Genomic DNA, 18,503 nt, shown 5'->3' with positions numbered 1-18,503 from the left:
TGCTCCTTATTGATTGACCCTGTGGATATGTGACGCCCGCCGGACCCGGAGGGCTCCGCAAGTCTGACCGACGATCGACCGCGGCTCAAACCCGCAGAACACCGAACCGGACGAGCTGCCACAGCTCCGACCCGGCGAGGGCGGTGCCGAGCATGCGGGCACGGGTCTTCGGCTGGAGTGCCCACCACCGTCCCCCGAGCCCCAGCGGGGCGAGGGCGACGGCGATCGCACCGGTCAGGGCCAGCGGGTTCGCCAGCGCGCCGCGGACCGGACGGCCCGCGCCGAGCTCGACGAACACGGTGGTCCCCCCGCACAGGGGACACGGGAGACCGGTGAGCGCCCGCCAGGGGCAGAGCACGCCGGGGTCGTGGAGGCGGTGGATCCATGAGACGCCGACGGCCGCAACGGCCATCGCCGCAACGCGCAGCATCGCGCCCCGCGGGCCGTGCCGCGCTGCGGTGAGGGTCCGGCTGACGAGCCTGCCGAGCGCACCGTCCGGTGCTCCGGCGGCCGCCGCCCCGGGCGCTCCCCCCAACGAATCCTCCGCCTCGAAGACATACAGCTGAGTGACCCGTATACCGGGTCCACCCGGAGGCGGGTCAAGACCGGGCGGCGATCCGGGACGGGACCGTTACCGCGGGCATGCTGAGTCCACCTCGGTGCAAGAGTAGGACAAAACGCCAGGTATGCGGGCACGCTTTACGGTTACCGGTCCATGAATCGCTCCGCGGGGCACCGGGAGGCCCGGCGGGCACGGCCGTGGACGGCGGTGGACGGACGTGGACGGCGGTGGACGGCGCCACGGCGAAGTCGTGAACGCGGCGGCGGACGCAGCGCCGGACGCGGCGGACGCGGCGGCGGTGGGGCGCCGCGGGGTCAGGACTGGGACGACGCGGCGGCGCCCACGACCACCGGGCCGCCGGCGTCGGTGTGGTACTCCGCCTCGACGACGTCCGCCACGACCGCGGTGATGTTGTCCGGGCCGCCGTTGGCGCGGGCCTCCTCGATCAGCGCGGCGACGGCGCGCTGCGGATCGGCCTCCGCGGACAGCAGCTCGTAGATGCGCTGCGCCTCCACCGGGCCGCTCAGGCCGTCCGAGCACAGCAGGTAGCGGTCGCCGAGCCGGGCCTCGCGCAGGCGCAGGTCCGGTTCGCGGTCGTCCCTGCCGTCCAGCACCCGGTACAGCACGTGCGACAGCCGCGAGGTCTCGGCCGGGTCGGCGGTCTGCCCCGCCTGCTCGGCCTCGGCCTTCAGCAGCTCGTCCATCGTGTGGTCCTGGGTCATCTGGAACAGCTCGCCGTCGCGCAGCAGGTAGCCGCGCGAGTCGCCGATGTGCGCCAGGGCCACCGACTCGCCCGACCACAGCATCGCGGTCAGGGTGGTGCCCATCCGGCTCAGGTCGGGCCGCTCCTCGCGGACGATGCGGAGCTTCTCGTTGGCCTCCGCGACCGCGCGGCCGAGGCTCTCGACCAGGTCGTCACCGTGGGCGCCGGTGTCCAGCGAGCGCAGCGAGCCGATGACGGTCGAGCTCGCGACCTCGCCGCCGGCATAGCCGCCCATGCCGTCCGCGACCGCGATCAACCGCGCACCGGCGTAGCCCGAGTCCTCGTTGTTCTCTCGGTTGCACCCGATGTCACTGCCTGCTGCGTACCTGATTGCTACGTTCATACCGATTTCGATGACGATCCTGTCAGAGGAGTTGTATCACTCACGGGCGGCCTCCCCGGCCCGGTCCGCACCGTCCCGCCCGCCGGCGCCGTCCCGGCCGCCGTCGTGGCCGATGCCGTGCCGGACGGCGTACAGCGCCGCCTGCGTCCGATCCTGCACTCCCAGTTTCATGAGCAGATTACTGACGTGCGTCTTGACCGTCTTCTCCGAGACCACGAGCGCGCGGGCGATCTCCCGGTTGGACCTGCCGCGCGCGATGTGCACCAGCACCTCCCGTTCCCGTTCGGTGAGCGCGCCCAGGCCGCGGTCGGCCGGCCCGCGCCCGGGCCCGCCCTCGGATCCGGTGCGCAGCATCGCCTCCGCCGCGTCCGGAGCGAACAGCACATGGCCGTCGTGCACCGCCCTGATCGCCTGGACGAGGGCGCGCGGGTCCACGTCCTTGTACAGGTAGCCGGCCGCGCCCGCCTGCACCGCCGGCAGCACGTGCCCGCGCTCGGTGACGCTGGTCAGGATCAGCACCCGCGCCCCCACTCCCCGAGCCCGCAGCTCCGTCAGCGCGGTCACGCCGTCGGCGCCCGGCATCTTGAGGTCCATCAGCACGATATCGGGCTCCAGCGATTCGGCCAGCGTCACGGCCGAAGTGCCGTCCGCGGCCTCGCCGACGACCTCGATGTCGTCCTGGATGCTCAGAAACGTCCGCAGCCCCTGCCGGACGACCGGATGGTCGTCGGCGATCAGCACCCGGATGGGTCCCGCCAGTGGCGTCACAGCGGCACCTCCAGGCGGACGGTCGTCCCGCGGCCCGGGGCGGCGTCGATGGCGAACGTCCCGCCGATCGAGCACGCGCGGTCGCGCATCGACGCGAGCCCGAGCCCGCCCTGCTGGTCGCCGTCGAGGGCGTCGAAGCCGGATCCGTCGTCGGCCACCTCGAGCATGGCGCGGCCGTCGTCGACGGTGAGGCTGACGTCGACCGTGCGCGCCCCGGCGTGCCGCAGCGCGTTGTAGACGGCCTCCTGCGCGATCCGCAGCACGACGGCCTCCTGGTCCTCGGCGAGGACGACCGGCTCGGCGGCGGTGAACCGGACGGCGGTGTCGTGCGCCCGGTCGAGCACCTCGGCGTGCTTGCGCAGCGAGGCGACCAGGCCGTCGGCGAGGTCCGCCGGGCGCAGCTCGAAGATGACCGCGCGCAGTTCGGCGAGCGCGTCGGCGGCGAGCCGCTCGACCTGCTCCAGCTCCCGGACGGTCCGCGCCGGGTCCTTCTCGGCCAGCGCGGACGCGGTGCGGGCCGTCAGCCGCAGCGAGAAAAGCTTCTGCGCGACGGCGTCGTGCAGCTCGCGGGCCAGCCGGTTGCGCTCGGCGACGACCGTCAGCTCGCGGTTGTGCTCGTACAGCCGGGCGTTGGTGATCGCGATGGCGGCGTGCGCGGCGAACAGGGCCAGCAGGTCCTGGTCGTCCTGCGTGAACCCGCCGGGCCGCTTCTTGTTCGCCAGGAAGATGATGCCGAGGACGTCCTCGCCGTCCTCTATCGGCACGCCCAGGAAGTCCTTCAGGACGGGGTGCGCGACGGGCCAGCCCTCGAACTCCGGCTCCTTGCGGATGTCGGGCAGCCGCTTCGGCGTGTCGCCGTGCAGCATCGCCGCGAGCATGCCGTGCTGGCGGGGCAGCGGGCCGATGCGCTCCCAGTCCTCCTCGGAGACGCCCTCGACGACGAACTCGGCGAACGAGCCCTCGTCGTCGGGCACGCCGAGCGCCGCGTACCGGGCGTCCAGCAGCTGCGCCGCCGCCCGGACGATGACCTGCAGCACCTCGTGCACCGACAGATGGCGGGTGACCGCGAGCACGGCGGAGCTCACCGCGTGCAGGGTCGCGCCCTGCCCGGTTCCGAGCCCTTCCGCGTCGCCCATCGCGGCTTCTCGCCTCCCCCTTCGCGCGCCGTCCGGCGCGCACATGTGAAGACCGTACTCGGTTTTGCGCCCGCGCCTCCGGACGCGGGCCCCGGCATGGGGGGTCCGGGGTCCTACGACCATTTGCGGAGCGGGCTCGGGGGCCGATGGCCGATGCCGGAAACCCTGCGGATTCCTAACGTCGAGGGCATGAAGACGGCCGGTACGAAGACAGCACTGATCACTGGAGCGTCGCGGGGCCTCGGGCGGGCGCTGGCCCGCGAGCTGGCGGGGGACGGCTGGCGGCTCGTCATCGACGGCCGCGACGCGGCGGCACTGGACGCGGCGGCCCGCGAGATCGGCGGTGACGTCACGGCCGTCGCCGGGGACGTCACCGACGCCGCGCACCGCGCCGACCTCGCCCGCGCGGTCGCCGGCGGGCTCGACCTGCTCGTCAACAACGCGAGCAGCCTCGGGACGACGCCGCTGCCCCGGCTCGCGGACCAGCCCGTCGCCGACCTCGCCGAGACCTACGCGGTCAACGTGCTGGCGCCGCTCGCGCTGATCCAGGCCGTCCTGCCGGCGCTGCGGGAACGGCACGGCGCGATCCTCAACGTCAGCTCGGACGCGGCGGTCGAGAACTACGCGACGTGGGGCGGCTACGGGTCGTCCAAGGCGGCGCTGGAGCAGCTGTCCAACGTCCTCGCGGCCGAGGAGCCGGACGTGCGGGTGTGGTGGGCGGACCCGGGGGAGATGCGCACCGACATGCTGCGCGCCGCAGGCGAGGACGCCGACGCCGCGCCGCCGCCCGAGGAGGCCGCGGCCGCGTTCCACCGGCTGGTCGACGGCCGGCCCGCCAGCGGCCGGTACCGCGCCGCGGACCTGGCGGACCCGCGATGACCACCGTGATCGAACCGGAGGAGGCGGCCGCCGGGGAACGGCCGCGCCAGGGGGTGATGAGCGGCGGGTACCGGATCGCCACCCTCGGCATCGTCCTCGTCGTCACCCTCCTGGCGTTCGAGTCCATGTCGGTCGGGACCGTCATGCCCGCCGTCGCCGGCGACCTGCACGGCCTGTCGCTGTACGCGTGGGGGTTCAGCGCGACGTTGATCGCGAGCCTGCTGTCCACCGTGCTGGCGGGCGGCTGGGTCGACCGGTTCGGCCCGGCCCGCCCGTTCATGGTCGGTCTCGCCGTGTTCGTCGCGGGGCTCGCGGTGGCCGGAGCCGCGCCGACGATGTGGCTGTTCGTCGCCGGACGCGCGATCCAGGGCCTCGGCTCCGGCGTCCCGATGGTCGCGCTGTACGTCGTGATCGCCCGCGTCTACCCCGAGCACCTGCGGTCCCGCGTGTTCGCCGCGCTGTCGGCCGCGTGGGTGCTGCCGTCGCTGATCGGCCCCGCCGTCGGCGGCGCGGTCGCGCAGCATGTCGGCTGGCGCTGGGTGTTCCTCGGCCTGATCCCGCTGGTCATCCCGCCCGCGCTGCTGCTGACGCCCACGCTGCGCGGCGTCCGCCGCTCCGACACCGCACCGGACGCGGCGGGCCGCGCCCGCTACACGGCCGCCATCGCCGCCGCCGCGGGCGCCGGGCTCCTCCTCTACGGCCTCGGACGCACCGGCTGGACCATGCTCCCCGCCGCCCTGATCGGCCTCGCCGGGCTCGGCTACGGGCTGCCCCAGCTGCTGCCCGCCGGGACGCTCCGGCTCCGCCGCGGGCTTCCCAGCGTCGTCCTCGTCCGGGCGCTGCTGTCCGGCGCGTTCTTCGGCGCCGACTCCTTCATCCCGCTGACGCTGACGTCCCTGCACGGATTCAGCGCCACGACGGCCGGCGTCGTGCTGACCGTCGGCGGGCTCGGATGGTCCGCCGCGTCCCAGATCCAGGGCCGGTCGGAACGGTCCCGGACGTTCTTCGCGCTGGTGGGAGCGGTGCTCGTCCTCGTCGGGATCGTCGCCGTCACCGTCGCGCTCCAGCTGTCCGGCTGGGCGGCCGTGCCCGCCTGGATCGTCGGCGGCGCCGGCATGGGCTTCTCGATCGGCAGCCTCAGCGTCCTGATGCTCGACCTTTCGCCCGAGGACGAGCAGGGCGTCAACTCCTCGGCGCTGCAGATCGCCGACACCCTCGGCTCGTCCCTCGTGGTGGGCGCCGCGGGCGCGCTCGTCACCGGCTTCGGCACCGGCCGGCTCCACCTGGGGCTCGGCGCGGCCGGAGCGATGTTCGCCGCGATCGCCGCCGCCGGCGTGATCGCCGCACTCCGCCTGGAGGCCCGGAAATGACCGACATCCTCGACTTCACCCTGCCGCCGTCCCTCGAAGCGCACGAACCCCCGGAGGCGCGCGGGCGCACCCGCGACGGCGTCCGCCTGCTCGTCGGCCGGCGCGGCACCGGCGAGGTCTCCCACCACGCCTTCCGCGACCTGCCGTCGCTGCTCGACCCCGGTGACCTCCTCGTCGTCAACACCTCCGCCACGCTGCCCGCCGCCGTCCGCCTCGACCGGATCAGCGTGCACTTCTCCACGCCCCTGCCCGGCGCCGACGACCGCGACTGGATCGTGGAACTGCGCCGCCTGTCCGGCAAGGCGAGCCTCCCCTACGGCGGCGGCAGCCCCGGCGAATGGATCCCGATGCCCGGCGGCGCCACCCTCACCCTCATCGGCCGCCGCACCCACCGGCTCTGGCAGGCCCGCCTGAGCACCGACGTCGTCCCCTACCTGCGCGACCACGGCGTCCCGATCCGCTACGGGTACGTCCGCCGCGACTGGCCCGCGTCGGCCTACCAGACCGCGTTCGCCCACGACCGCTCGACGGGCAGCGCCGAGATGCCGAGCGCCGCCCGCCCCTTCACCCCCGAACTCGTCACCCGGCTGGTCTCGCGCGGCGTCCTGATCGCCCCGATCACCCTGCACACCGGCGTCGCGTCCCCCGAGGCCCACGAACCCCCGTACGCCGAGCGCTACGAGGTGCCCGCGCCCACCGCCGCGCTGGTCTCCCACGTCCGCTCCCGCGGCGGCCGCGTCATCGCGGTCGGCACCACCGCCGTCCGCGCCCTGGAGACGTCCGTGGACGCCTCCGGCCACGTCGGGCCGTCCTCGGGCTGGACCGAGCACATCGTGACCCCCGACCGCGGCGTCCGCGCCGTCGACGGCCTCCTCACCGGCCTCCACGAACCCCGCTCGTCCCACCTGATGATGCTCACCGCCATAGCCGGCCGCCCCCTGCTGTCCGCCACCTACCAGGCCGCCCTGGACGCCCACTACCTCTGGCACGAATTCGGCGACCTCAACCTCCTGCTCCCCTGACCCTCGGCCCGCGGGTGGCCCGATGCGGCGAACCCGAGCCCTTACGGCCGGACGATCCCGGGCGCATCGGGCCGTACCGGCTGCTCGGACGCCTGGGGCAGGGCGGGATGGGGACGGTCTACCTGGCCGAAGGCCCCGGCGGGGAGCGGGTGGCCGTCAAGGTCATCAACCCAGAGCTCGCGGGGGAGGGCGACGCGCTGCGGCGGTTCCGGCGGGAGGTCGCGGCCGCGCGGAGGGTGCGGCGGTACTGCACCGCGCCGCTGATCGACGCCGACCTCGACCGGCGCCCGCCCTACCTCGTCACCGAGTACATCGACGGCCCGAGCCTGGACCGCGCGGTCGCCGAACGGGGACCGCTGGCCGGATCGGCGCTGGAGGGCCTCGCGGTCGGCGTCGCGACCGCGCTGGCCGGGATCCACCGCGCGGGCATCGTGCACCGCGATCTCAAACCGGCGAACGTGCTGCTGTCCCCCACCGGCCCGCGAGTGATCGACTTCGGCATCGCGCGGCCCCTCGACGAACCCGGCGGGCCGACGCGCAGCGGGCAGTTCGTCGGGACGCCGTCCTACATGGCGCCCGAGGTGCTGCTCGGGGAGCCCGCCGGGCGGGCGTCCGACGTGTTCGCCTGGGGGTGCGTGGTCGCCTTCGCGGGGACGGGACGGCCGCCGTTCCGGGGCCGGACGACCGCCGAGACGTTCCATCACATCCAGACGCGCGAGCCGGTGATGGACGGCCTGGACCCCGAGCTGCGCGGGCTCGCCCTGGCCACGCTCGCCAAGGACCCGCGCGACCGTCCGTCCGCCGGCGAGCTGCTGGATCAGCTGGTCGGCGACGTGCGTCCCGACGACCCGGCGACGCTGGAGGCCACCGTGCGCGCCGACTGGACCGAGGAGCGGACGCCGGCCCCGGCGGTCCCGCCAGCCCCGCCGGCCTCTGCGCAACCGAACCGGCGTTCGCTGCTGCCCGGCGCGGTGTCGGCGGCCGTGGTCGTCGCGGTGGCGGCCGGGGCGCTCATCGCCCGCGGCGTCGGCACCGGCCCCGACACCGGGCCGTCCGGTGACGTCACGCGGGTCTGGGGCGACGACTTCACCGACACCAACGGCGGCTGGCCGGGCGGCCTGAACCACACCGCGGGCGAGGAGAAGGGCTCCGGCTACGGCAGCGGCGACTACCTGGTGGATTCGGGGACGACCGACGCCAACTGGGTTCCGGCGCCCCTGGACATCGCCAAGATCCCGGCGCGCGCACTGGTGACGGTCAAGGTCAGCGGGCAGGGCCCGCCCGGCAAGGGCTGGTACGGGGTCGACTGCCGCGCCGTGGCCGACACGCCCGGCATGACGGGCCGCCGGTACGCCTTCACGGTCCGGGAGGACGGCCGGCGGGCGGTGCTCACCAAGGCCAGCCCGGAGCAGGGCGTTCAGGAGCTGGCGGAGAGCGGCCCGATCCGGTCGCTAAAGCAGGCCAACAAGGTCCAGATCACCTGCGAGGACGAGAACGGCGGCAGGAAGGTCCGGCTGCGGCTCTGGGTGAACGGGCACCGGCTGATCGACGCGACCGACGCCCGCGGGCCGCTGGGCCCGGGCCGCATCGGCCTGGAAGCCGCGCCCGGCGGGGGAGACGTCCCGGCGATGTCCGCGGCGTTCGACGACCTGGCCGTCTGCGAGATCGGCTGACCGGGGCGCGGGCCGTCTCGCATGGCGGACCTCGCGCACGAGGGGTGCGCGCCGGCCGGTACCGTTGTGGACAGCTATGGACGGGTCAGCACAGCGAACGCTGCTCATCACACTCACCGGACGCGACCGCCCCGGCGTGACGTCGCGGTTGTTCCGCACACTCTCCCAGTTCCCGCTCACCGTCGCCGACGTCGAGCAGGTCGTGATCCGCGGGCGGCTCGTCCTCGGCGTCCTGCTCGCCTACACCGAGGGCGCCGACATCGGCCGCGTGTGGAACGCCGCCGAGAAGGTCGCCAACGATCTCGACATGGAGATCGAGCTGTCCACCGGCCGCAACAAGCGGATGCCGAAGCGCGGCGGCCGGCTGCATGTCACCGTGCTCGGCGCCCCGCTCAAGCCCGCCGCGATGGCCGGGATCGCCGGGCGGATCTCCGCGCACGGCGCCAACATCGACCGGATCGAGCGGCTCGCGCAGAACCCGGTCACCTGCATCGAGATGGACGTCTCCGGCGCCGACCCCGACACGCTGCGCGCCGGGCTCGCCGTCGAGGCGGCCGAGCAGCAGGTCGACATCGCCGTCCAGCACGGCGGGCTGAGCCGGCGCGCCAAGCGGCTGATCGTCATGGACGTCGACTCCACCCTGATCCAGGGCGAGGTGATCGAGCTGCTCGCCGAGCACGCCGGCTGCCTCGACGAGGTCGCCAAGGTCACCGAGGCCGCGATGCGCGGCGAGCTCGACTTCGAGGGCTCGCTGCGCGAGCGGGTCGCGCTGCTCGCCGGGCTCGACGCGGCCGCGATCGACGACGTCCGCGACCGGCTGAAACTCGCCGCCGGGGCCCGCACCATGGTCCGCACGCTCAAGCGCCTGGACTACAAGTTCGCGATCGTCTCCGGCGGGTTCACGCAGGTCACCGACGCCCTGGTCGACGACCTCGGCATCGACTACTCCGCCGCGAACACCCTGGAGATCGAGAACGGCAAGCTCACCGGCCGCGTCACCGGACCGGTGATCGACCGGGCCGGGAAGGCCGCGGCGCTGCGGCGGTTCGCCGCCGAGGCCGGCATCCCGGTCAGCCAGACCGTCGCGATCGGCGACGGCGCCAACGACCTCGACATGCTCCAGGCCGCCGGGCTCGGCGTCGCCTACAACGCCAAGCCGGTCGTCCGGCAGGCCGCCGACACCGCCGTCAGCGTCCCCTACCTCGACACGATCGTGTTCCTCCTCGGCATCTCCCGCGAGGAGGTCGAGGCCGCCGACGCCGCCGACGCGGCCCGGGACGCCTGAGGGCTCACTCCCAGGCGGCGGTGCGGGGATCCGTGCCGTGCGCCTCGGCGTTGGCGGAGATCGCGTCCTGCAGCCAGCCGGCGAGGCCCGGCGCCATCGCGTCGTAGTACGCGGCGAATCCGGGATCTTCGGCGAACATCCGTCCCAGGCAGACGTGCATCGCATGCGTGCAGTCGAAGTACGTCGACATCAGCGTGCGGTGCCGTTCGGCGAGCGCATTCGCCTCGGCGGAGCCGGGGGCGACGCCCGCGCGTCGGGCGGCGGCGAGGTCGGCGTTCAGTGCCTCGGTCCGCGCGACGGCGTCCTTCCAGTCCTGCGCGGTCATCCCGGCGGCGCGTTCGGCGTACTGGACCCACTGCCGGGTGCCGCCCCAGCGGTCCCTGGCCTCCCCGACCCACTCGGGACGCCAGTCGGCGCCGAAGATCTCGACCTGCTCCCGCGGCGTCAGCCGCAGCCCGGCGTCCAGCGCCTCCAGCATCCGGTCGACGGCGCGGGCCATCTCCCGCAGGCGCCCGGCGCGCTCCAGCAGCGCGGCCCGCTGCCGCAGCAGATGGTCGCGGGCGTCGGCGGACGGGTCGTCGAGGATCCGGCCGATCTCCGCGAGCGGGAAGCCCAGCTCCCGGTAGACGAGGACCCGGTGGATGCGGGCGACGTCGTCGGCCGAGTACACCCGGTACCCGGCGCGGGTGCGCCCGCTCGGGCTGACGAGCCCGACCGCGTCCCAGTGGTGCAGCGTCTTCACGCTGACCCCGACCAGCGCGGCGGCCCGTCCGACGGTCAGCCCGTCCGCCTCGGCATGCGTCACCGGCCCAGTGTCGCGCACCGGGCCGGTGACCTGCGCGCTCACGGCCGCGGGACCTCGAGGCCCGCCTCGCGCATCCAGGCGGCCTGCGGCCCGTCCGGGTCGAGCGGCCTGGCGGCCGTCATCACGACCCGGGCGCTCTCCGGCGTGACGACCTCCAGCTCGACGGAGTTCCACGGCTTGTCCACCGGCCCGCTCGTGCATCCCGGCACCAGTTCCTCGCAGCGCGCGGCGATCTCGTCGATCTGGCCGAGCACGCAGGCGAAGCTGACGCTCACCGCCGGCGCCCCACCGCCGGGCTCGCCCGGCTCACCGGGCACCAGCAGGACGTCCTGGAACGCCCAGCGCCGCAGGTGGGTCACCTGGCCCGGGACGGAGAACAGGTCGATGAAGCCGAGCCCGCGGATCCAGAAGTCCTTGGACGACTCCAGGTCGCGGGTGGGGACGGTGACGAACACCGGCATGCCGTAGATCTCCCGGTAGGGCTCGGGAGGCACCGCATCGGCCGCCGGAAGGGGGACGGGGCTGACGTACTCGCTCATGACCCGAGATCGTCGACCCTCCCGCGACGTCAGGGTCAAGCCGCGACCGCGACCGCGCCCGCCTCCCGCCCCGTAACGATCATCGCGGGGGTTTCGGGGTAGGAGTGGGTCGTGCGGTCACCGGAACCCGCCGGGGCCGCCGGGACGAGTCGGGAAGGCGAGCCGGAGCGGTGCTGAAGCGTGCGCGGTCGGCGTACGCCCAGATCAACGGGCAGACGGCGCCGTTCTACGGGCTGGCGGCGGCCCTCGCCATGGCGATCCCGCTGCTGGCCGGGTCGCTGACCGGCCACGCCGCGCAGGGCTCGATGATCGCGCTCGGCGCGTACCTGGTGGCGCTGCGGGCGCCCGAGGGGCCCTACGGCAACCGCGCGCGGGACCTGGCCAGCGGCGTGCTGATGGTCGCGATCGGGTCCGCGGTCGGCGGGCTGCTGAGCGGGCACACCTGGCCGGCGGTCGTCGTGGTGCCGCCGCTGATCGCGCTCGGCGTCGCGGTGCCGCGGATCGGGTCGACGGCCGGCCTCGCGGTGCTGCTGAGCGCGATCCGGCCGCCGTCGGCGGACGTCATCGGGATCGGCCTGCTGGAGCTGATCGGCGGGCTGCTCACCATGGGCCTGCTGCTCGTGCCCTGGCCGGTGCGGCGGCTGCGGCCGCTGCGCGAGGCCCTCGCCGAGGCCGCCGACCGGGTCGCCGAGGCGCTCGACGCCATCGGGCAGGACGTCGGCGCCCCCGATCCGAGCCCGCTGGAGGCCGTCGAGCTCACCAACCCCGACCTGCTCGCCGTCACCCGGATGCCCGACTGGGAGGAGCGGCGGCGCGCCGCGTCCGAGGCGCTCACCGACGCCCGCGCCACCTACGGGCTCTACCGGTCCGGGCGGGGCCGCGGCGAGCCGACCCGGCCGGAACGGCTGATCGACGCGCTGGGCCGCGTCCTGCACGAGACGGTCACGCTGCAGGCCGTCCTGGAGGCCGCGAAGAACTACCCGCCGGACCGCGAATGGACGCTGGAGACGCAGACCGCGGTGTCCGCGCTCGCCGCCCGGCTGCGGCTGCTGGCCGGCGCGATCGCCACCAACGGCGAGGCGCCGCTCGGCGGGGAGGACTCCGCCGCCGTCCGCCGGATGGGGCGGCTCGCCGAGCAGATCAGGCGCGCCGGGCTGGCCGGCGACGAGGACCTCATCGCGGTGTCGCTGATCGGGCAGGTGCGGCGGTCCATCGACCGCATCGCCGGCGAGACGTCCTCGGCGCGCCGGGTCATCGCCGGGGGCCTGCGGATCGGGATCGGGCCGCCGCGGATGCCCGGCGCCCCGCACCCGATGTCGGCGCTGGAGCAGGCCCGGCGCGCCGTGCGCACCCGGTCGCCGCTGTTCCGGCAGGTCACCCGGGTGTACGTGACCGCGGTGGTGTCGATGGCGCTGGCCGCCGGGCTGCACATCCCGCACGGCCACTGGCTGACGATCACCGCGATGCTGAGCCTGCGCGCGACCTACGGCGAGACCGTCGAACGGCTGGTGCAGCGGGTCGGCGGCACCGCCGCCGGGTCGGTGGTCGCCGCGGTCGTGCTGACGCTGGCGCCGGTCCAGCCGGCCGTCGCGCTGATCGTGTTCGTCTTCGCGCTGGCGGGGTTCGCGCTGCGGCCGATCAACTTCGCCTACTGGGGGCTGTTCGGCACGCCGCTGGCGATGATGCTGCTCGACTTCTCCGCGCCCGCCGACTGGCGGATCGCCGGGGAGCGGATCGGGCTGGTCGCCGGCGGGACGGTGCTGTCGTTCCTCGCCGTCCGGCTGCTGTGGCCCGCCGGGCACCTGGAGCGGCTGCCCGTCCAGCTCGGCCGGATGCTGTCGGTGCACGCCGACCTCGTCCGGGCGGCGGCGGACGTGGCGGGCGGCGAGCGGGTCCGGCTGCCGCAGGAGAAGGTCGTCACCGCGGAGCGGTCCGCGGAGGCCGTCGCCGAGACCGGGGACCGGCTGCGGCACGAGCGGGTGCCCGACACCGAGCTGATCGGCCGGCTGCGCGACGCCGTCCGCGCCGCGCACCGCGTCCGCGACCACCTCATCGCGGTCGCCCGGGTGACCCGCGAGGAGGCCGTCGACACCGGGCCGGTGCCGGAGATCCTGGACCGGCTCGCCGACCAGCTGGAGGAGGCCGCCGCGCTGCTGGAGGAGCCGCCGGAGGAGGACCTGAAGACGCGCTCGCCCGCCGAGGAGCTGGAGGAGGAGCTCGCCGACCTCGACTCCTACCTGGCGACGCTCACCAAGCGGCGCCGCGCCGAGATCAAGTCGGGCGTCGGGCGGGAGGAGTTCACGCCGCTGCGGCACGCGCTGCTGCAGGTGTCCGGGACGCGCTACACGATCAGGTCGCTGCGCCGCGACACCGGCCGGGTGATCAACGCCTCGCTGGCCGCGGCCGGGCGGCGTTCGTGAGCGCTCAGTCCTTCGGGGTCCGGAAGGCGACCAGCGTGCCGAGGCCCGGCCGGACGTTCGCCCACGGCCCCGGCAGGTCGACGACCGCGAGCGCGCACGTGGGGAACTGCTCCGGCGCCTGCCCGGTCAGGTCGTGGACGAGCTGGTGCACCGACGGGTTGTGCCCGACCAGCAGGAGCGTCCCGGTGTCGTCCGGCGTCTCGGCGACGAGGGACATCAGGACGTCGGGGTCGTTGTCGTAGATCCGGCCCTCGAAGTCGGTGTCGGCCTGGAGCGCGAGCAGGTCGAGCGTCTCGCGCGTGCGCGCGGCGGTGGAGCACAGCACCCGCCCGGGGACGAGCCCCTCGGCGCGCAGCCACTCCCCGGCCGCCGCGGCGTCGCGCCGCCCGCGGTCGTTGAGGGTCCGTTCGATGTCGGGCGTCCCGAATTCCGCGACGGCCTTGGCGTGGCGGAGCACGATGAGCGTCGGCATGCCCGCCACCCTAGTGCCGCGTCCGGACGCCCCGGGCACCGTCGTGCCAGCTCACGCCCGCGCGGGTCACGGCGCGACGAGCGCCGCGAGCCCCCACAGCAGGAGCAGGATGCCGAGCATCCCGCAGAGCACCAGCGCGAACCCCTTGCCCCCGGACAGGGCCGGCTTGTCGCCGCTCGCCACAGCGCCTCCCGTTTCCACTCGCCGTTCCCGCGTACAGCGTACGACCGGTCCCGCGTGCTCCGGACACCACCCGGGCCGAACGCGCAAGGGGCCGGTCCCGCGTGCTCCGGACGCCATCCGGGCGAACGCGAAAGGGGCCGGTGGCGCGATGCCACCGGCCCCTCGGAGTCGCTCCGGGTCAGGACGCCCCGGCCGGGGACTCGTCGGCCTTGCCGGAGGTCGCGGCGCCGTTCGCGTCGGCGCCGACCGCGGCCCCCTCGGGCCCGGTCGCCTCCTGCGCGGGAGCGCCGGCCTGCTCGGGCGCCGTGGCCTCGACCTCGGCGTTCCCGCCGCCCGCGACCTCACCGCCGGCGCCCTCGCCGCCCGTGACGGCGCTGGGGGACGCCGCCGCGTCGCCGCCCGCCTCGACCGACGGGGCGATCGGGTCGGCGCGGCGCTTGGAGATCACGATCGCCGCGACGACGATGCCGACGGCCACGACCGTCACGCCGACCCGCAGCGCGTAGTTGTCGGCGTAGGTCACGACGGCGTCCGCGATCAGCAGCGCGACCAGGTTCATCACCTTGATCAGCGGGTTGATCGCGGGGCCGGCGGTGTCCTTGAACGGGTCGCCGACCGTGTCGCCGATCACCGTCGCCTCGTGCGCCGGGCTGCCCTTGCCGCCGAGGAAGCCCTCCTCGACGACCTTCTTGGCGTTGTCCCAGGCGCCGCCGGCGTTGGCCAGGAACACCGCCATCAGCACCCCGGCCGCGATCGCGCCGCCCAGGAACGCGCCGAGCGGCGCGTACCCGAGCCCGAAGCCGACCGCGATCGGCGTCAGGATCGCCAGCAGTCCGGGGGTGGCCAGCTCGCGCTGCGCGTCCCGGGTGCAGATGTCCACGACCCGGTCGTAGTCCGGCTTCTCGGTGTAGTCCATGATCCCGGGCTTGGTGCGGAACTGCTCGCGCACCTCGACCACGACCCGCCCGGCCGCCCGGCCCACCGCCATGATCGCCAGGCCGGAGAACAGGAACACGACGGCCGCGCCGATGATCAGCCCGATCAGCACGTTCGGGTTGTCGATCGACAGGTTGATGCCGTGGTTGAACTGCGAGCCGATCGCGTCCTTGGCGCTCTTGGACGCGTCCGCGAGCGCGGAGTTGACCGCCGTCCCGAACGAGCCGAACAGCGCGGTCGCGGCGAGCACCGCCGTCGCGATCGCGATGCCCTTGGTGATCGCCTTGGTCGTGTTGCCGACCCCGTCCAGCCGCTCCAGGACCTTCGCGGCCTCGCCCTGGACGTCGCCGGACATCTCCGCGATGCCCTGGGCGTTGTCGGAGACGGGCCCGAAGGTGTCCATGGAGACGATCACGCCGACGGTGGTGAGCAGCCCGGTGCCGGCCATCGCCACCGCGAACAGCGCGACGGTGGTGTTGCCGAAGCCGAGCAGGAACGCGCCGTAGACGGCGGCGGCGATGACGAGCGCGGTGTAGACGGCCGACTCCAGGCCCAGCGAGATACCGGACAGGATGACGGTCGCCGGACCCGTCCGGGAGCTGTCGGTGACCTCCCGCACCGGCTTGCGGTTGGTCTCGGTGAAGTAGCCGGTCAGCAGCTGGATCGCGCTCGCCAGCACGATGCCGATGATCACCGAGCCGAGCGCCACCCAGCGGGGGTCGGCGTCCACGTTGTGGATGCCGCCGTCCAGGTCGGCGAACGACGAGGGCAGGTAGGTGAACGCGGCGATCGCCACGAGCACCGCGGAGATGATCGCGGAGATGAAGAAGCCGCGGTTGATCGCCGTCATCCCGGACCGGTCGCCGTCGCGCGGCATCACCGCGAAGATGCCGATCACCGCGGTGATGACGCCGATCATCGGCACCAGCAGCGGGAACACCAGGCCCTGCGTGCCGAACGCCGCGGTGCCCAGGATGAGCGCGGCGACCAGCATCACCGAGTACGACTCGAACAGGTCCGCGGCCATGCCGGCGCAGTCGCCGACGTTGTCGCCCACGTTGTCGGCGATCGTCGCCGCGTTGCGCGGGTCGTCCTCCGGGATGCCCTGCTCGACCTTGCCGACCAGGTCGGCGCCGACGTCGGCGGCCTTGGTGAAGATGCCGCCGCCGACCCGCATGAACATCGCGAGCAGCGCGGCGCCGAACCCGAAGCCCTCCAGCACCTTCGGCGCGTCGCCCTGGTAGGCCAGCACGACGATCGCCGCGCCGAACAGGCCGAGGCCGACGGTGAACATGCCGGCGACGCCGCCGGTGCGGAACGCGATCCGCATCGCGGTCTTCTCGCCGCCCTCCTCGCGGGCGGCCGCCGCGACCCGGACGTTGCCGCGGACCGCGAGCCACATGCCGGTGAAGCCGGTGACGGCCGAGAACACCGCCCCGATGACGAAGAACACCGACCGCCCGATGCGTTCGCTCCAGGAGTCGGCGGGCAGGAGCAGCAGCACCAGCGGAATGAGCACCACGAAGACGCCGACCGTGCGGAACTGGCGTTTCAGGTAGGCGCTCGCGCCGACCTGGACCGCGTGCGCGATCTCCTGCATCTTCTCGGTGCCCTGACCCGCGGCCAGTACATCGCGTACCAGGCCCGCGGCGACGGCCAGTGCCAGCAACGCGACCACGGCGACGACGACGACCAGTGACAGGTCGCCGCCGCCGAGATCCACGTCTGCTGCTGCAGTGGCCGGGCTTGACAGGGAAAGCCCAGACATCCGTCCTCCTCGACAGGGGTGTTGCGACTCGACCGTCAAAAGACGATCTTTACCGCCTACCCCGCGAGTCCTGATTTCGAACGCCTCGCACGGCAGCGCGGGTGCCGGGAGTCTACGCACGCGAACGGCGAATGAGAAGGCCGCCAGACCCTTGATGAGGATGTCACGGAAAAGCAATCCGCATTACGCCGTAATTTGACCTTTGAACCCGGTCGGCAGTTATTTCCGCAGGTCGGTCCGGGTAAGCACAGTATTACCCCGCAGCCACCTTGACGGCGCCGCAGCACCTCGCCCGGCCGGACCGCCTCGTCATTAAGCTAGGCATTAACACGCAATATGTCCAGACCCAAATCCGGGCGATTCAAGATCAATCCCTGAAGAGAATCTCACACGCCACCGCCCCTTCCGCCCCAGGCCCCTCACAACCCCCAGCACTAGCGCCACCCGCCGAACTCAAACCCGACCCCGAACACCAACGCACACCCCCCCAACCGACCACCGGCCCCCCACACCACCGCCCTGCGCCAACACGCGCACGCCACCCGCGGTCCCACGCCTCGGTGCGGGTCGCCCTGTGACGTCCGCTCCGCGCGCGGTCCCCAGCGGCCCGGAAGTCTCCTCGGCGTCCTCGGCTGGAACGCGTCGAGGACGTGGACGAGGTCGCACCGGGCGTCACACGCCTCGTGAACGCCACCGAAGCGCGGAGGGAGCCGTCAAAGCGCGGGAGAACGCCGCCGATGTGACGAGCGGCGCCGCCGAAGCGGGGAGGACGCGGCGGGAGCGCGAGAGGACGGCGTGGGAGCGCAGGAAGGGCCGCAGGAGCGCGGGCGCCACAGCGACGAAGTGCGAGAGGGCGACCGGGTCCTCGTGCACGGGACGGGGCGGGCTCGGCCACGTCGCCGCGCGGGATCGCCGAGGCGCGTGGCGCGCCACATCGTCGTGACGGCGAGCATGCCTTCGTCCGCTCGCTCGGCGCCGACGAGAGGGCAGACTATCGGACGGCCGACTTCACCGAGGCCACCGGCGGCCTCACCGTCGGAGGCCAGGGGACAGCGAGCGGTCGCTGAGCGTGCTGCGTCCGGACGGGCTTCTCGTGACCGCCGTGGACCGTACGGACACCGCACTCGCGGCGACCGCCTTCGCGGCCGGACGCCGCATCACCATCGAGCCGACCACACCGTGCCTCGAAGCGCTGTCCCTACCCTCGCCAAGGACTGCCTGTCCCGTCCGTACGTCGTCCAGGTCCTGCCGCTCAATGATGCCGCCAAAACGCATGAGCTCATCGAGCCGGGCCGCACCAGAGCAAGGTCGTTTGCACCCGCCACCAGCTCGCTCCCAGGCGGCGATGGCCGACTGGAGGCGGGCACGGCGAACACCAGAACGACGCAGGTGCCACCACCACAGCGCGACGGAGATGGCCAGCAGCACCAGCACGCCACCGATCCCCTGGATGACGGCCCGCTGATGGCTCGGCTTGCGGTAATGGCGGCGGGCCCGCCAGGGCCGCAGGCCGGACCGGCCGCCGGACGTGCTGCGGAGGCGCCGGGCGGCGCGCCACCGCCGGAAACGGCGCGGCGGC

14 protein-coding genes are annotated in these 18,503 nt (G+C 73.9%); 6 read left to right on the top strand and 8 right to left on the bottom strand.

Going from position 1 to position 18,503, the window contains the following annotated elements; all coding sequences use genetic code 11:
• Positions 1-85: 85 nt before the first annotated feature.
• The 4 genes from QP089_RS28625 to QP089_RS28610 form a co-directional block, all read right to left on the bottom strand.
• The gene (locus tag QP089_RS28625; RefSeq protein WP_285915580.1) at positions 86-535 is read right to left on the bottom strand and encodes a DUF2752 domain-containing protein; all 450 of its coding nucleotides are present in this window, start codon (positions 533-535) and stop codon (positions 86-88) included.
• A gap of 341 nt (positions 536-876) precedes the next feature.
• Positions 877-1,668, bottom strand: coding sequence for a PP2C family protein-serine/threonine phosphatase (locus QP089_RS28620; RefSeq protein WP_285915579.1), 792 nt, complete (start codon positions 1,666-1,668; stop codon positions 877-879).
• 36 nt (positions 1,669-1,704) lie between these two features.
• The gene (locus QP089_RS28615; RefSeq protein WP_285915578.1) at positions 1,705-2,436 is read right to left on the bottom strand and encodes a response regulator; all 732 of its coding nucleotides are present in this window, start codon (positions 2,434-2,436) and stop codon (positions 1,705-1,707) included.
• A complete protein-coding gene (locus QP089_RS28610; protein WP_285915576.1) occupies positions 2,433-3,572 on the bottom strand; it encodes a GAF domain-containing sensor histidine kinase in 1,140 nt (379 codons plus the stop codon). The genes QP089_RS28615 and QP089_RS28610 overlap by 4 nt, the downstream gene beginning before the upstream one ends.
• Positions 3,573-3,761: 189 nt before the next feature.
• On the opposite strand from QP089_RS28610, the gene QP089_RS28605 reads away from it, so the two are divergent.
• From QP089_RS28605 to serB, 5 genes are all read left to right on the top strand, one after another.
• Positions 3,762-4,451 (top strand): SDR family oxidoreductase, encoded by a 690-nt coding sequence (locus QP089_RS28605; RefSeq protein ID WP_285915575.1) that lies wholly within the window; start codon positions 3,762-3,764, stop codon positions 4,449-4,451.
• Positions 4,448-5,821: an MFS transporter gene (locus tag QP089_RS28600; RefSeq protein ID WP_285915574.1), complete on the top strand. Its 1,374-nt coding sequence runs from the start codon at positions 4,448-4,450 to the stop codon at positions 5,819-5,821. Before QP089_RS28605 ends, QP089_RS28600 begins: the two co-directional genes overlap by 4 nt.
• Positions 5,818-6,843: an S-adenosylmethionine:tRNA ribosyltransferase-isomerase gene (locus QP089_RS28595; protein ID WP_285915573.1), complete on the top strand. Its 1,026-nt coding sequence runs from the start codon at positions 5,818-5,820 to the stop codon at positions 6,841-6,843. Before QP089_RS28600 ends, QP089_RS28595 begins: the two co-directional genes overlap by 4 nt.
• A gap of 14 nt (positions 6,844-6,857) precedes the next feature.
• Positions 6,858-8,516 (top strand): serine/threonine-protein kinase, encoded by a 1,659-nt coding sequence (locus QP089_RS28590; RefSeq protein WP_285915572.1) that lies wholly within the window; start codon positions 6,858-6,860, stop codon positions 8,514-8,516.
• A 76-nt stretch (positions 8,517-8,592) separates the two neighbouring features.
• The gene (gene serB / locus QP089_RS28585; protein ID WP_285915571.1) at positions 8,593-9,801 is read left to right on the top strand and encodes a phosphoserine phosphatase SerB; all 1,209 of its coding nucleotides are present in this window, start codon (positions 8,593-8,595) and stop codon (positions 9,799-9,801) included.
• A 4-nt stretch (positions 9,802-9,805) separates the two neighbouring features.
• On the opposite strand, the gene QP089_RS28580 is transcribed toward serB, so the two are convergent.
• Both QP089_RS28580 and QP089_RS28575 read right to left on the bottom strand, forming a co-directional pair.
• Positions 9,806-10,606 (bottom strand): MerR family transcriptional regulator, encoded by an 801-nt coding sequence (locus QP089_RS28580; protein WP_285915569.1) that lies wholly within the window; start codon positions 10,604-10,606, stop codon positions 9,806-9,808.
• Positions 10,607-10,644: 38 nt separating this feature from the next.
• The gene (locus tag QP089_RS28575) at positions 10,645-11,145 is read right to left on the bottom strand and encodes a VOC family protein (protein WP_285915567.1); all 501 of its coding nucleotides are present in this window, start codon (positions 11,143-11,145) and stop codon (positions 10,645-10,647) included.
• A 170-nt stretch (positions 11,146-11,315) separates the two neighbouring features.
• Here QP089_RS28575 and QP089_RS28570 point away from each other — a divergent pair, with 170 nt between their 5' ends.
• Positions 11,316-13,565, top strand: a complete 2,250-nt coding sequence (locus tag QP089_RS28570; protein ID WP_285915565.1) for an FUSC family protein — start codon at positions 11,316-11,318, stop codon at positions 13,563-13,565.
• Positions 13,566-13,569: 4 nt separating this feature from the next.
• Here QP089_RS28570 and QP089_RS28565 read toward each other — a convergent pair whose 3' ends face one another.
• Together QP089_RS28565 and QP089_RS28560 are read right to left on the bottom strand one after the other, a co-directional pair.
• The gene (locus QP089_RS28565; RefSeq protein WP_285915564.1) at positions 13,570-14,037 is read right to left on the bottom strand and encodes a SixA phosphatase family protein; all 468 of its coding nucleotides are present in this window, start codon (positions 14,035-14,037) and stop codon (positions 13,570-13,572) included.
• A 361-nt stretch (positions 14,038-14,398) separates the two neighbouring features.
• Positions 14,399-16,924, bottom strand: coding sequence for a sodium-translocating pyrophosphatase (locus QP089_RS28560; protein WP_285915563.1), 2,526 nt, complete (start codon positions 16,922-16,924; stop codon positions 14,399-14,401).
• Positions 16,925-18,503 lie beyond the last annotated feature (1,579 nt).

The sequence above is a fragment of the Actinomadura opuntiae genome (assembly GCF_030283205.1).
Lineage (GTDB): Bacteria > Actinomycetota > Actinomycetes > Streptosporangiales > Streptosporangiaceae > Spirillospora.
Note: the sequence above shows the minus strand (reverse complement) of the source record. Positions and strands in the feature narration are given on the sequence as shown.